17 protein-coding genes are annotated in these 15242 nt (G+C 34.5%); 11 read left to right on the top strand and 6 right to left on the bottom strand.

Annotated elements, in window-relative coordinates; translation table 11 throughout:
* Positions 1 to 11: 11 nt before the first annotated feature.
* The 3 genes from IJQ68_RS01825 to IJQ68_RS01815 form a co-directional block, all read right to left on the bottom strand.
* On the bottom strand, positions 12 to 1457 hold the full coding sequence (locus IJQ68_RS01825) for a DUF6020 family protein (protein ID WP_292796200.1): 1446 nt from the start codon (positions 1455 to 1457) through the stop codon (positions 12 to 14).
* 97 nt (positions 1458 to 1554) lie between these two features.
* Positions 1555 to 2118 carry a tetrahydromethanopterin S-methyltransferase subunit A gene (mtrA, locus tag IJQ68_RS01820; RefSeq protein ID WP_292796197.1) on the bottom strand — a complete coding sequence of 188 codons (564 nt, stop codon included), beginning with the start codon at positions 2116 to 2118 and terminating at the stop codon, positions 1555 to 1557.
* 68 nt (positions 2119 to 2186) lie between these two features.
* Positions 2187 to 3554 (bottom strand): MATE family efflux transporter, encoded by a 1368-nt coding sequence (locus IJQ68_RS01815; RefSeq protein WP_292796194.1) that lies wholly within the window; start codon positions 3552 to 3554, stop codon positions 2187 to 2189.
* Positions 3555 to 3657: 103 nt separating this feature from the next.
* On the opposite strand from IJQ68_RS01815, the gene IJQ68_RS01810 reads away from it, so the two are divergent.
* Positions 3658 to 4767: an aldo/keto reductase gene (locus IJQ68_RS01810; RefSeq protein ID WP_292796191.1), complete on the top strand. Its 1110-nt coding sequence runs from the start codon at positions 3658 to 3660 to the stop codon at positions 4765 to 4767.
* Positions 4768 to 4791: 24 nt separating this feature from the next.
* On the opposite strand, the gene IJQ68_RS01805 is transcribed toward IJQ68_RS01810, so the two are convergent.
* Positions 4792 to 5529 carry a thermonuclease family protein gene (locus tag IJQ68_RS01805; protein ID WP_292796188.1) on the bottom strand — a complete coding sequence of 246 codons (738 nt, stop codon included), beginning with the start codon at positions 5527 to 5529 and terminating at the stop codon, positions 4792 to 4794.
* 37 nt (positions 5530 to 5566) lie between these two features.
* Complete coding sequence (locus IJQ68_RS01800; protein WP_292796185.1) at positions 5567 to 6115, bottom strand: DUF2115 domain-containing protein; 549 nt, start codon at positions 6113 to 6115, stop codon at positions 5567 to 5569.
* Between the two features lie 94 nt (positions 6116 to 6209).
* Between IJQ68_RS01800 and IJQ68_RS01795 the strand changes: the two genes are divergently transcribed.
* From IJQ68_RS01795 to IJQ68_RS01750, 10 genes are all read left to right on the top strand, one after another.
* Positions 6210 to 6686 (top strand): hypothetical protein, encoded by a 477-nt coding sequence (locus IJQ68_RS01795; protein WP_292796182.1) that lies wholly within the window; start codon positions 6210 to 6212, stop codon positions 6684 to 6686.
* 115 nt (positions 6687 to 6801) lie between these two features.
* Entirely contained in the window at positions 6802 to 7254 is a 453-nt protein-coding gene (gene nikR / locus IJQ68_RS01790) for a nickel-responsive transcriptional regulator NikR (protein WP_292796179.1), read from the top strand.
* A gap of 17 nt (positions 7255 to 7271) precedes the next feature.
* Complete coding sequence (locus tag IJQ68_RS01785) at positions 7272 to 8039, top strand: methyltransferase domain-containing protein (protein ID WP_292796177.1); 768 nt, start codon at positions 7272 to 7274, stop codon at positions 8037 to 8039.
* A complete protein-coding gene (gene hycI, locus IJQ68_RS01780) occupies positions 8040 to 8564 on the top strand; it encodes a hydrogenase maturation peptidase HycI (RefSeq protein ID WP_292796174.1) in 525 nt (174 codons plus the stop codon). It abuts the gene before it with no gap.
* Entirely contained in the window at positions 8561 to 9655 is a 1095-nt protein-coding gene (locus IJQ68_RS01775; protein ID WP_292796172.1) for an acetyl-CoA carboxylase biotin carboxylase subunit family protein, read from the top strand. The genes hycI and IJQ68_RS01775 overlap by 4 nt, the downstream gene beginning before the upstream one ends.
* Positions 9656 to 9722: 67 nt before the next feature.
* Positions 9723 to 10793, top strand: coding sequence for a glycosyltransferase family 4 protein (locus IJQ68_RS01770; protein WP_292796169.1), 1071 nt, complete (start codon positions 9723 to 9725; stop codon positions 10791 to 10793).
* 27 nt (positions 10794 to 10820) lie between these two features.
* The gene (locus IJQ68_RS01765) at positions 10821 to 12242 is read left to right on the top strand and encodes a Mur ligase family protein (protein ID WP_292796167.1); all 1422 of its coding nucleotides are present in this window, start codon (positions 10821 to 10823) and stop codon (positions 12240 to 12242) included.
* A gap of 77 nt (positions 12243 to 12319) precedes the next feature.
* Complete coding sequence (locus tag IJQ68_RS01760) at positions 12320 to 12751, top strand: hypothetical protein (RefSeq protein ID WP_292796164.1); 432 nt, start codon at positions 12320 to 12322, stop codon at positions 12749 to 12751.
* Between the two features lie 45 nt (positions 12752 to 12796).
* Complete coding sequence (locus tag IJQ68_RS01755) at positions 12797 to 14014, top strand: hypothetical protein (RefSeq protein ID WP_292796242.1); 1218 nt, start codon at positions 12797 to 12799, stop codon at positions 14012 to 14014.
* Between the two features lie 41 nt (positions 14015 to 14055).
* A complete protein-coding gene (locus tag IJQ68_RS01750; protein WP_292796162.1) occupies positions 14056 to 14487 on the top strand; it encodes a DUF356 domain-containing protein in 432 nt (143 codons plus the stop codon).
* 3 nt (positions 14488 to 14490) lie between these two features.
* Here IJQ68_RS01750 and IJQ68_RS01745 read toward each other — a convergent pair whose 3' ends face one another.
* Positions 14491 to 14976, bottom strand: coding sequence for a multiprotein bridging factor aMBF1 (locus tag IJQ68_RS01745; protein ID WP_292796159.1), 486 nt, complete (start codon positions 14974 to 14976; stop codon positions 14491 to 14493).
* Between the last annotated feature and the right edge of the window lie 266 nt (positions 14977 to 15242).

Here is a 15242-nt window from a genome sequence, read left to right as displayed (position 1 = left end):
ATCATCACTTTTCATTTTAAGTTTTTGTCTGATTTTTGAATCAATCCTATTAAGATTATTATTAATAAATAGCAGACAAGTAGATTTGCATATAAGTATCTATTATCCTGAATAGGTGTTGACAAGAACACCACTATGATATTTAAAAGATTTGGAATATAGATTAATAACATTTCTTTAGACCGGGTAATCGCATATATTCCTATTAAAACTATGATTGATAAGTACATGTACAATGCTGGACTATCAAACAAAGTGTCCAATATGACATTTCCTTCAATATATAATGCTAATGAATTAAGTGTATTGAACAGATGAGTTCCCCAATTTATGTATGAAATGTTTTCATAATCATATGTTGCAGTGTAGTTGTGGATGCTGTAATAATATTCAAAATCTCTTTGCAAACGGTCAGCGTCTTCTGCCATATAATATGGACGGCCAAACCAATCACTGTCTCTTACAATGTCCCACGCCATTGGAGATGAGTCAAGCAAATACTTTGAGCAATGAAGAGGATTTGCCATGGAATATTTTAAAGCCAATCCCAAATAGGTATCTTTATTGTTTTCAAATGCGGTTTTGTTAGTTATGGCGTATATTCTGTCCGATCCTGTTGGTTCGTAATTTTCATCAGTTTTATTCTCATCAATCAGTTCATGGATTTTCTGTCTATCCCCATCTTCGATTTCCAGATTCAAATCATAATCTGCTAACATATGTGCGGTTTTAGTCATCAATGCATCTTTTTCATTATCCTGAACATCATAAGCAATATTTAATGAAGCAATCAATAGGATAAATATTATCGTTAATGTAGGAAGTAATATGCTCATTTTAGTGTTTTTCTTCAAAAAGAGATAAACTGAATAAATAATTAGTGCAATTATGATAACGTATAGTCCGTTTCCTCTCAATTGTGATATGAAAGCCATAACCAATGAAAGAAGTATGATGAATTTATAATCAACAGTTCCTTTTTTATCCATCAATATGTAAACTAAAAAACATAAAAACATCAGGAAATAGCTAAATAGGATATCTTTCCATATTGTTATGGAATACAGTGCATTAATTGGAATTAAACAGATTATTAATGTAATAAAGGCCTGTAAAATAAATGTTTTATTGCTCTTCGAAGTATCGTCACGATTATACTTACAGATTATCATCCACATTGTTGAAAATACGAGGATTTGAAAAATTCCTATTGATAGTGGGTTAGGATACACTTTTAAACAAAGCATATTAATAAATGTGTGGAAAAAAGGATGCCAATTTGTAAATTGGCCGGAAGCAATTTGATGTATTTGATTGAAAGTGTCATATGTTGCTATTCCGGGATTAAACACGTAAAGGTAAAATGAAAATATTAGAAGTGGGATTAAAAGAATTATCAAATCCCTTTTGTTAAATTCCTTTAATTTATCAATCAATCCATCACAGTTCAATTCCATAATTTTAACTATATAAAAACTATTATATAATATTGTCTTTGGACATAATTAAATATTCAAAAAAAGTAAATAAAGAGTGAAAAAAAACACTCATTATCTAAGATTCATCTTCTTTTTCTTCTTTCTTTTTGTCGACAATCACCAGTCTCTGATTTTCTTCGTCGACTTCCATTACTATTGGTTCGCCTTCATATGCACCGGAATCCTTTTCAACACATTCGTTGATTTTGGATTGGATTGCGCCAATATCTTCGGTATCAATCAGGTTAACAATTTCAAGTTGTTGTTGGAATCTTTCAACACCTTCGAGAGGTACGTTTTCAACAAATGGAATTGCACCGGTTGCACCAATAATTTTCTTTTTGTCAGGATCTGCTCCGTTTTCATGTAATGCCATAAAGCTTTGTCCTGTAATGTGGCCCTGCACTTCAGCTCCAGCCAATATCAGGAATCTGATATTCGGATTGGAAATAATGTTAGCCACTACTTTTTCAATTCCTAAATTTTCTGTTTTACATGGGCCTGCAATAGCTGCTCCACTTAATTCTGCTTCAATGTGAGAAGCAAGTGTAGTTACAGCAACGGGACTTTCAGGGTCTCCTACAATGTAGTCTCCACTAATTACTGGCCAGCCATCTGCAGGTGATTTTTTATCAGCCATATTTTACTCCTCCATATTTATTTATATAATTATTGTCAGTAAGTTTATTTAAATATTTTGTAACTTCTTTAGGGTAATGAGTAGTTTTCCTTGAATTTCTTATTGTATATCCAAATGCAGACAAATCCTGCAAGAGAACCGATGTTCATTCCAATTATCGCTCCTAAGTATACTCCAAAGACTCCCATTTTGAGTGGTATTGCAAGCAAATATGCGAAAAACATGCTTAATATCAGCTCTCGCAATATTGTCAGGCCAAGTGATTTAAAGCCGGAGCCTATTCCTTGATATGTGTATGCCGCAGTTGCACCAAACGGAATTAAAAAGTTATAAAACACCAATATTTGAAGGATTTCAGCTGACCGCATCACTAATGCGCTGTTTCCTGAAGTGAAACTGAACAGGTCGCATAACGGATATGCAAAGATTAAAAATATTGCTGATATTGTCAATGTAAAAATCAGACTTAGGAGCGTTGAATATTTGATGGTTGTATCGAAGTTTTTAGCATTTCTTGCGCCATAAGCTATTCCGGACACTGTTATTGTAGCTATTCCTATGGCCATGCATGGCAGGAATGCTATTGAGATGAATCTCCATGCTATCGTAAATGATGCCACTTCATTAACTCCTGCGGTTACTATAATCAGATAGTTTAGGATTATGGCCACTATTGAGAATATTATTTCCTCAAAGCTTGCCGGAAGTGAAACAACAAGTATTTCCTTGTATATTTTCATCTTTCTTCTGTAATGTCTTATTTTGAATTTAAAATAGCTGTCCTTTTTGATGTAAATCCAGTAAAGCATCCATATGTATCCGATTAATGAGGATAGTATTGTGGCGGTTGCGGCTCCGAATATTCCCAAGTTCAGGACATATATGAAAATCGGATCAAGTATCATGTTCAGTATTGCGGTTAAAATCTGGGGTTTTGTTGCCCTTTTCACATCTCCTTCTGTTCTGAAGATGCTTGATGTCACATTAGGCAGCAAAAATACGATATTGAGTAAGAATATTATTCTTCCATAACTAAGGCAATATGTCAGCACATCTCCTGCACCGAATAAAATTATCAAATCATCCAGAAAGAATATTCCTACAATTAAAATAATAACCGAAACGATAACTGTCAGAATAATTGTGTGCATAACTGCATTATTTGCATCTTCAAATCTTGAAGCCCCGACATATCTTGAAATCAGTGAGTTTCCTCCGGCACCGATGCCGCTTCCGATTCCTATGATTACCAGGTATAATGGTGAAATGAATCCTAAGGCTGCCAATGCATCTGTATTGATTCCTGAAACCCAAAAGCTATCTATAAGGTTATTTAAAAACATCAGAAGCATGGAAAGTATTGTTGGAATAGCTAATCTGTTTATGGCTTTTTTAGGGTCGCCTGTGATTGATTCGATATTTTCATTGGCCTGCATTATTATACTTTTTGAATAATGCTCTATTTGAATATATTTAAATTGTTTACTTATGCAACAATTATGTATATTATGAACTACATAATATTTGTGAGGGATTAATTTGAAAGATGTTATATTAGGTTTTGGAGCAATGAGACTTCCGCAAACGGATGAAAATAATCCGGCATCTATTGATATGGAAGAATTCACTAAAATGGTTGACTATTATATGGATCAGGGTTTTGATTACTTTGACACATCATATGCTTATCATGCTGAAATGTCAGAAGATGCATTGAAAAAAGTGCTGGTTGAAAGATATCCTAGAAAATCATTCAGAATAGCTGACAAGATACCTACGTGGCTATTGGCAAAAGAAGAGGATAACGAAAGGCTTTTGGATATAATGCTTGAAAGGTTGGGTGTGGACTATTTGGATGTTCTGTTAATTCATAATATCAATAGGGTATTTATGGAACTTGCTGAATCCGCTAAAAGTTTTGAGTTCATTAAAAAAGCCAAGGATGAAGGGAAGGCTTTAAAAATAGGTATCAGTTTTCATGACAAGGCAGATTTGCTTGAAGAGGTCTTGGAAAAATACGGGGATATCATTGATATCGTTCAACTGCAGTTAAACTATCTTGACTGGAACGACCAAAGGATACAGTCAAACAAGTGCAATAAATTATGCTCAAAGTATGGTGTTGAAGTAATTGTAATGGAGCCGATTAAAGGCGGAACTCTTGTAAATGTTGCTGATTGTGTAAAACAGCAGTTTGATGATTACAGCGATACTTCTATGGCGGAATGGGCATTAAGATTTGCAGGATCACAAAAAAATGTCTCCGTTGTTTTAAGCGGAATGGGGTCTCTGGACCAGATGAAGGAGAACTGTGAAACATTTAAGGACTTTGAAGAAATCACAAGGGACGAACACAGATTCCTTATGAAAATGGCTCATGAAATCAAAAAGACCACGGCAATTGACTGCAGTTTCTGCAACTACTGTGTAAAGGAATGTGAGGCCAATATCCCTATTCCTGATTACTTTAATTTGTATAACAGTGAAAAAATCTATTCTTTGGAATCCAATCATGCATTGTATGGGACTACCAGCATCACTTATGCTCCCTCTTCAGCATGTACCGAATGCGGAACCTGTGTTGATTACTGTACACAGCAATTGGATATTCCAAAGCTATTAAAAGATGTTGTAGATTTATTTGAATAATAATAAATCCTTTTCTTATTTTTTTTAGGGGTTGCAGATTTTGCAAGGAACATAGCCCTGATTTATCGCATCATCTCTTGAAGTGAATGTTATCTTGTTTTTTTCAGATATTTTTCCAACGGATGAGCATGTCGGGTAATGGAATTTGTGTGTATTGGAATTTCCTACATATGTTCCTGCGGCACTTGATGATGTGTCGCCTGATGACCCTGATGGCGTGTCTGTATGTGTGGATGTACCTGCAACTGGTGTGGCATCTCCTGCCCAGTTGTATGGATAAAATTCACTTGGTGGGATGTACATTATCTCAGCAAGGCCTTCTTTTAAAAGCATTTCATTTAGATTCTTACCATCAACAATCACTACAGCCAGAGTCCTTCCGTATTTGTCGCTATGCTTTGAATCATCAATGTCAAGGCTGACTTCCCTGTTCAGACATAATTTCTTCACGAAGTATGCTGATGCATCAGCTCCTGTAACTCCCTTTTCAGGCGTATTAACTCCGACAAGACGCACTTTTCCAACGCCTTCCACGGTTATTGTGTCTCCATCAGAGACTTTTGTACATAATCCGCTGACTTCGGCATTGCAGTCAGTATCACTGTATTTTGATAAAATGTCATTTAATGACAAGGAGCTGTAATCTGATACTGTCTTTTCGTGGGAAAATCCTGTTCCAGTATAAGCTACGGCAGTGCTCATCACTCCTGCGAGAATAAATAGTGTAAGCAGTATAAATAAGAAATTTTTATCTATTTTCATTTCAATCATCTACTATATTGTTAGTATCTTGTTATTATTAAATATTTGGTGTCTGCTCGGCTAAGCATAAGTGGCATATTGCATTGGGATTGTCTTTCTGATTATCTTTTACCGGACAGAAATAGTTTCCTTTTTCTTCTGTCACTTTAAGGTTTCCTGGGAATTCACTGCCTACCGGGTGTATAGGTTCCTCCAGAATAAATGTGGTATAGAGTGATGTGATAACATATATTAATGGGAACTTATCGTCATTTTCACCTAATCTTTCTTTTTCAAAGGTTGTCTTGAGTAATGGGAATGAATTATATAAGACCTCCATATCTATTGATTCGTTCATATCATTGTTATTGTCACGAACTTCCTTCATACGCATTATGAAATATCTAATATAAATCTCCAAATATTTCTCACGATACTGGGACTGCACATATTTTCCGTCTTCCCTCATTCTGGCTGTCGCCATCATTAAATCATATGGGGATATGATTCCTGCATATTCCTTTAAAATGACCATCAAATCATTTTTGCTAATACTTTTATTATCCATCAGTTTTTCCAGTTCTTTCAATATGTCTTCAGCTCCCATATGATATAATATTTAAGTTCTACTTTATAATTTTTGACAATATTTAAGTAGTATTATATTCAAAATAATTACTATAAAGGGATTAATTGATTATATGATTACTATTACCAGAAAAGAAGAAGTTGTTTTTAATCAAATCAAGATATTTGATGTGGAATATGATGAGGAAATTCCAATCAGTGCTCTTAAAAAAGAATTGTGTACTGGCAGTTTTCACGAATATGATTTGGTTCAGGTCCTGAATTCCCTTTCAAATAAAAAATTAATAGAATTTAATGATTCCATAATCAAACTGGTCAGTTCCGATAAGGAAATCAATACTGTTAATTCCAAAAAGGATTTGGAAGAATTGGAACTGAATATGAAAGAAAAGGAATCTTTTGAACTGATCAAAACTCTGGTCAATGAGAAAAATCTGGTATCAAAATATATCCTTGAAGGCAATTTGCTTTATGGTGATTTGAAACTGACTAATTTTAGGATGTATCATATAATATTGTCTTTGGAAAACAAAGGACTCCTAAAACATATCCATAAATCCGACGGCGAATATTATCTGCTGGTTGAATAATATTTTTTACTTAAATTTTATTATTAGAGTATTATCATTTTCTATTTTTATAATAATATTTATATAAGTTAAAAATCTAACTATAATATAAGAATTATGGATAAAGGTTATTTTTATGATGAGAATAAGTATGTCATTACCTAAAAAATTACTGGCTGATTTTGATGAAGTGTTAAAGGAAAGAGGTTACCAATCCCGTTCAAAAGGTATTCGTGATGCACTTCAGGATTACATTGTCCGTTATCAGTGGATGAACTCAATGGAAGGGGAAAGGATTGGAATCATCACAATTATTTACGACCACCATTACACTGGAGTAATGGAAAACCTTGCGGAAATCCAACACAGTTTCAGGAATGAAATTAATACAAGCATGCACATACACATGACTGACAAATACTGTATGGAAATTGTTGTTGTTAACGGAGATATTGCAGAAATTCGTGATTTAACAGAAAGGATTATGAGACTTAAAGGTGTTGAACACGTTAAATTGACAAGTACTGCAAACGGAGAAGAATTTAGTGAACCTGATGGTCATTCACACTCTCACCACCATCACTACTAAATTTTTTTTATTTTTTCATGAAATTTCAAACCACCTCTTATCATTTTGACTTATTGAAGGATACTGAAAGGGTGTCTGCTTTTTTTGAAGCTATTGATGACTATTCCAATAAAACGGATTTGGCTTACGATCTCGGTTGCGGATCCGGAGTATTGTCTTATTTTTTAAGCAATAAATTTGATGAAATAATATCCATTGAAATAGACTCAAAAGCTTATGGATGTGCTTCAAATAATCTAAAAAGCTTTGACAATATTGAAGTTATAAATAGTGATGTCTTAAAATATGAATTCACTAAAAAGGCAGATTTGATAGTATGTGAAATGCTTGACACTGCATTAATCGATGAGGAAGAGGTTCAGGTCTTGAATCATGCCAGAAAATTCCTTAAAGATGATGGTGAAATAATTCCAAAAGCCATAGTCAATATTGCTCAATTGGTAAACATGGAAAGGCATTATATCCATTGGGATGAAGGCGCCAAATATGAAATATTATCTGTGCCTGTTAACTACTCAAAAATCATATTTAAAGATGAAATAAATCCTGATTTTGAAAAAGACATCAAATTCAATGTAAATAAAGATGGGATTGCCAACGGAATAATGATTACCAGCGTCACCATTCTTAATGATGAGATTGTCTGCGGGCCGACGCCAATGTTTAATCCACCGCTCTTGATTCCAATAGATGAATTGGATGTTAAATGCAATGATTTAATTAATGTTAAATTGAAATATATAATGGGGCAAGGTATTGAGACTATCGAAACCCGAATTTTATAGGTGATTTTTATTTCATTTAAAGAAGAATTGATTGATTTTTTAGCAGATTATGAAAAATTAATTATTTTGGGTGTTGGAAACGAGCTTAAGTATGATGACGGCGTAGGACCATTTATCATTTCACAGCTGAACAAACGGAATCTAAATGATAATGTATTATTGATTAATGCTCAGACGGTTCCCGAAAACTTCACGGGAAAAATCAGAATGGAAAAACCGAGCCATATCATTATAATTGATGCTTGTCTGATGGGATTAAACCCCGGAGATTTTCAAATTGTAAATGAGGATGATTTCATAAACATTGGGCTATCAACACACTCCATGTCCCTGTCTTATTTTGTAAAATTCTTAAATCATGATAATGTTTTATTCATTGGCATTGAACCGGAATCCTTAGAACTGATTGACCAGGATTCATTGGGTGTTTTAGATGCTGACTTAATGGATTTCAATGGAAGCTTAAACGAAAGCATTGAAAAGAGCGCAACCGAAATTATTAATTTATTTGAGGAGATATTATGAAAATTTTATTTATAGGGTCACGTTTATATGATGATATTGATTATTATGTCAAAAGAAAAGGAATTGAAAGCATACTGACAGAGTCAAATGAAAACGCAATTAACTTGGATTTGCCTGATCAGGTATTTATTGTCCCTAGGGGAATGGAAGGTCCGAAAAATATTGCTGTCAGTCAAAATGTCGATGCTATCGTTCCTTTAATAGGTATTGATCCTCCGCTGATTCAGGTTGCCCATATGAAAGAGGAAGTTGAAAGGCAATACGGCATCCCCGTAATTGCGGCCGATGTTCGTGCAGTAGAGTTAACGTCCAATAAAATCAACACTAAAAAGTTCTACAACGAAATCGGTGTTGCAACTCCCGAATATCAGATATTGAATGCTCCTGAGGATTTAACTCTTGAATTTCCTGTTGTCTTAAAGCAGGGCGAAGGTCAGGGCGGAAAAGACATACGGATTGCACATGATTTGGATGACGTTAAGGATTATTTCGAAGAGTTTGACCAGGCATTATGTGAAAGATTCATAGAAGGCTCTGAAATTTCAATCGAAGTGCTCGGATTCAATGGAGAGTTTGTAGCGCTTCCGCCGATTTATAAAGGCGAAACCACTCTTGAAGGTACACACCCATTGAATAAAGTTAAGCTAGGCCCTTGCCTGATTGATGGTCTGGACAATAATCTGGTTCAGAGGACAGCTTATAAAGTGGCACGTAATTTGAATTCAGACGGAATTTTTGAAATGGACTTCATGTACTCCCATAAGGACAATCAGCTATATGCCATCGAAGTCAACACCAGACCAAACGGTACCAGATATCTGACCACTGCTACATGCGGCATTAATTCATTATGCGAGCTAATCAATATGGCCTGTGGTGAATTCAGCTTAAAAAATGTCTTTGACAATTTAGAATATTATTATTCAACTGAAATTCCAATCGGAAACTATGATGGGCCTAAAGTTAACGAACCTGTAAAATCATTTGATAATAATGACTTTGTTGTTCATGGGCCGGAAGGTTATCAAAGAATTACTATACGTGCTAAATCTAAAAAAGAGCTTGAGGATTTGGTTAATGATTTAACTTGATGATAATCTTATATAGTATTAATTAATAAAAATATTATTAGTTTAAAATATTTTTGTAGTGGTTGGAATGAATAATGGGGAAATGTTAATTCTTTTTTTAATAACATTAATCGCAACAATATTCTTTACATGGTATGTTAGAAGAATATTGCTTAAAGCAAGGATTGCTGACAGTCCTATAGTTAGTGAACATAGACATAAAAGTGGAACGCCTACAATGGGCGGAATCGCATTCTTATTCACAATTTCATTAATTATTTCACTTTATTATCAAAATACTACTATATTGATTTTATCATTCATCATGCTTATAGGAGGTATTGTAGGTTTAGTGGATGATTTAATTGGACTTAAGATTAAGGAAATACAAAAGATTGTTGTTAATATTTCCAACGAAGTCATTACATTAGGCAGATTGGATGTTGAACCTCAGGAAGAAGTAAGGGTTGCAACTCCAAAAGCGAAATCAGAAGTGGATAAATTCCTCCAGCAAGGAAAGGTTGAAGTTGTTGGGGAAGTTCCAATCAAGACAGAACCTGGAGAACTTGAAAAGATTATCTGTCAAATCGCAATAGGATTATTCTTAGGATTAACCGGAGTAATCACTGCTGTCGGCGGTTTTCAGTTAGGTATTTTAGCTATTCCTGTTGTAATAATTGCAGTTATCGGATCAATCAATTCAGTTAATCTGATTGATGGTATGGATGGTCTTGCTGCAGGTATTGTGGGTATTGCTTCTGTTGCATGTTGTGTTTATGGTTATTTATTCGGACCGATGACAATTATTCCGCCATTTTTAATTCTGGCAGGATTATGTTTAGGATTTTTGGTATTCAACAAACATCCGGCATCCATATTTATGGGAGATACCGGTTCATTTGTTTTGGGTACAGGTTATGCTGCAGCAGTATTATTGTGTGATTTACCGTATTTCGGTGTTTTGGCATTGGGAGTTCCTATAGTTTCTGTAATTGTCAGCTTGCTTCACAGGGCACACATTATCAAATTGCCTGTTGAGCCTCTACATCACACTTTAAATCATTACGGTATGACTGAAATTAGAATTGTATTGAGTTACTGGGGCGCTACTGTAGTTTTATGTATAATAGGTATTCTTGCTAAAATGTACCTATTCTAATTTTCTTTATTCTTATTGGTGTTTTTTATGATTATTCAGGATTTGGCTAATTCCATAAATGGAAAAGTTATCGGAAATTCAAATTTCTTTTTAAATCAGGATTTTACTGGAAGATTCACATTATTGAATGATTCCGTTAAGGGAGATATTGTAATAAGGCATTGGATTAATGGAAAGGGCATTGAAATAGCTGCCGATAAAAATATTGCAGCATTAATCACCCAAACTCCTAAGGATGGTGCTGTTGAAAAGGCGGAAGAGTTAAATTTCCCACTGATTGTATGTGATAAGATTGAACTGGCCAATGCTTATGCTTTAAAATGGACAGTTGACAATTTTTCTCCAAATTCCACTAATGTTGTTATTACAGGAACTAACGGAAAGTCAACTACTTCCCATTTGATATATCACATTCTGGATAATGCAGGATATCATGTGTTGACAAATACTGACAGTGAGTCAGAATTCAATACACTGATTGACCCGATGGTTTCAAAACTGATTTCAGATGAGGTTAATGCTAACGGAGAATTGGATTATCTTGTTATTGAAGTGTCCGAAGTCCAGGGATGGCTGGGAAATCTGATGAAAAATCATGCTTCGCTGATGTCAGATGCGCTTGCGCCGAAAGTTGGAGTCATAACTAACATTGCAATGGATCATATCGGTTTGGTAAACTCAATCGATGAGGTTTTCGATGAGATTTCAGCTGTTCCAGAAGCTATTGGCGATGGAACAACTGTTCTGAATTATGATGATGATTTGGTCAGAAAAATTAAAGCAGATAATCCTTTCTACTGGTCTATGAATGATAAAAATGTTGATTTATACTTTGATGATGGAATATATTATGATGGTAAATTAATCATTGAAAAAGGGGACTTGCCATTTACCAGTGGCCATTTTATTCAAAATATTTTATCTGCTGTCGGTGCGGGCATCAACTTGGGCATTGATTTGGAAGTTATCAAAGATGGGGTCAAATCATATAAGGCTCTCAACAGGCGTTTTGCAAAGTTAAATGATGAACCTTTAATCATAGATGATTTTGCCCACAATCCTGACGGCATTAAAAACACTATTAGAGAAACCGTTAAGCTTTTGGATGATAATCAGAAATTGCATGTTGTATGTGCAATCAGAGGATCTCGTGGTGTTGAAATCAATAAGCTGAATGTCGAGGCTTTAGTTGAAGTTTTAACAGAAGACATTAATCTGTTTTTATCATCAAGTAATGATGTGGTCAACAATTTGAATTATGTTAGCTCAGAAGAAAGGGAAGTATTTTTCGATATTTTGAACAGCAATGATATAGCCTACACTCATTTTGATAATCTTGCTGACTGCCTATCAGAAGTATGTGATTTAGCCAGTAAAAATGATGTCATTTTATTGATAGGTGCTCAGGGTATGGACCCGGCCGAATCATTACTTAAAAATATTCTATAAATTTAAATATTATATTAATTAAAGATTATACTGTATAGATTTTTTATTCTTATGAATATAATCTAAGAGGATAAAACATGTTTATAAAGATTAGAAGAGACACATTAATAATTTTATTATTAGCGTTTATTTTGATTCTCTGTGGTCGTTTAATTACATATGTCGCATTTGCTTCATCCAGTGAGGTTAGTGACGGAGTACCAATTTCTGGAATCATTGTTAAAGGTAATGATATCGTTCCTGTAGACACTATAAGATATAATGTAATGCAGGCAGGTTTCAGAGATGGAAGTGTTATTTACGGTGATATTTTAAAAACTTCTAAAAGAGAAGTTTCGCTGAAGGATGCGATACAGACGGCGCAGGAATTTGCAAAACAATCGACAGTTCCGGGTACATCAGTTGAACCTATAACAGCGGCTGATGTTCAGGTTGATAAGAATACTGGAATTGTTACTGTAACAGTTATTGAAGACTTTTCGTCAGTTAAACTAGAAGATGAGGGATAAACTTTGAAAAGATTAAAAATACCGATTATTTTTTTCATAATATTGATGATGACAATGAGTAGCGTAGCTGCTACCTGTAATATTATTGTCATTACTGATCCTACAGGACAGGATCCCAATGGGGCTGCGGCTGGAAGTATGTCATTTGCAGAAAACATGTTTCAGTCCACATTTCTGATGTCTAAAGACAATCATTTCGCAGTTCTCTCAGGGGGTACTGGTAGTTCAGACGTTAGGCTGGATTCTATTGTAGCGGCTGTTGCAAATCTGGAGAATAATGCATCTGCGGCATCAGCAGCATCCATTGCAAGCAGTTATGATGGAGCTCGTCTGGTTGTCGGAGGCCCATATATGGGTGCTGCAATCGGAGGATCATTTGATGCTTATGTAATTACTGTAAATGGAAATGACAGTGATATTACAGTAACTCCTTACAGCAGTGGTGTAGCCACTTTACAGCCTGGTCAGAAAGGAGCTATTATTCACTTAAGAAATACTGAAGGTAATCCAATGTATGGTACTGCAGATTATGTCCGTAAGGAAACTGCAATGAACATTGGTAAAATGATTAGGGATGGATATCCAGCAACCACTATTCTTGCGGAAGCTTTAGGTGAAGTGGCACGTGACTCCGGTGAAAAATATGGTGGGGGTGGAGTAAACCTTGTTTCAGGAATATCCACTTCAGACATGTTTACTCCTACTGAAATGAATTCCACAGGTTATCCTATGGATGAGGCATATTCTAAGGTTTGTGATGAATGCGGTTGGGGTATAGGTTATCCTGCCGCCGAAGCATATGACAAATGTCCTGTATGTGGTGGGGACTTGAAAATAGTATATGCTTATGAGGCATTAGGAAATGCGATTACTGTCCGTCCGGATTCAGTCAGTGTTTCAGTATATGGTAGTGGTAAATCTGGTGTAGCATCAACCACTAAAGAAATCGTTCAGGCTTCTGTTAACAAATATGGGTATGATGCATCAGCTATTGCAGGATCAATCAATAAAGGTATTAACAATGGTCTTTTAATGGGTGTCGATTATGTTGAACCTAAAGACATTAATGTAAAACAGGATTCCAAAGCTGTGGGTGTTTATTATACCGCACTTCCTGGAGACAGGTCTTCGCCATCATGGGATTTGCCGGTTGATGAAAACATACTAAACATTTTGGGCAGTATCCAGACGGCAGTCGGTATTGTTTTGATTCTGTTGGTTATATTCAGAAGTAGACTATTGAAATCTTTCCAAAACCGGTGATTTTTCACCACATTACTTTTTTTTATTAGGGAGATAATTATATGGCATTAATTTTAATTAGAGGGGAAAACAAATCAAAATTACTAAGCGCTATTTCTGACATGGAAAGGCATGGAAATTTAACATTATCATCAAAACCGAAAGTTATCAGCGCACAATTTGCTGATTCACTTGTTGAACAAATTTTAAAATCAAAACTCAGAACCAAATCCAATGTGGCATGTTCATTTTTCGTCAAGGAAGATACTACATTAAGCATTTTAAAAATTAAGCAGATTCATCCTCCGGCACATATTGTTGTTGTAAGTCCTGAATATCGTGGTCATGATGAGTTAAAAGAAAAATTGACTATTGCTCATGATATGGAAGGTTATAACTCATACAGAGCAGTTAATGCGGGAAAAATAGATTATTCCGTTAAAGGCAAAAAAAGATACATTCAAAATGATAAATTAAATAGCTATATAGATTAATAGCTATTTTCTTTTTATTTTCATTATATTTCCAAGGGTTCTCTCTCCTGAAGAACTGCTCATAAACTGATTCAAATCTGTATTGTCTACATTTTCTATCAAAGTAATATTAAGAGCTTTCTCTAATTTTTTTGTTAATTTGTTGTCAGGAGTCATTTTTCCGGATTCTATTCTGTTAATTACAGATACTCTTTCATTAATTTTTTTTCCTAAATCCTCACGGGACCAGTTTTTTGCTTCTCTAGCCTTTCTAACAGTGATATTGTAGTCTTCAATTAATTCATCTGTCGGGTCATCGTTTCTGAAATTCCTTTTTGGTTGTGTGTTTTTCCTTCCTTTTTTATTCTGTTGGAATTTTGGTTTTGGAGGTGCTTTTTGTATTGTTCCTAATTTAGCACATTCCTTACATACAACCATAACTGATCCTTCAATTTTTGCTCTTGTAGGATTTATTTCACTTACGGGTTTACCACAAATTTCGCATTCCATATTAATCAGTTTTTTAAATTTAGTTATGTAATGATTTATTTCATTTTCATTAATATATTTTGTTTTTTCAAAATGAAAATTTTGTTTCAATAAAATAAAATAAATAACTTTAAATATTTAAAATTACTAAATGTTAGTCCCAAAAATAACCATCAAAAAATACTGTTCAAATGCTCTCTCACACAAAAGCAAAATATACAGTAGTGATATAAATGAAAAATATGAAAACCACAAACCAAATCCTAAATGAAATATTCAGAGAACGT

The sequence above is a fragment of the Methanobrevibacter sp. genome, from assembly GCF_017447225.1.
GTDB lineage: Archaea > Methanobacteriota > Methanobacteria > Methanobacteriales > Methanobacteriaceae > Methanocatella.
This window is presented reverse-complemented; position numbering and strand designations above follow the sequence as displayed.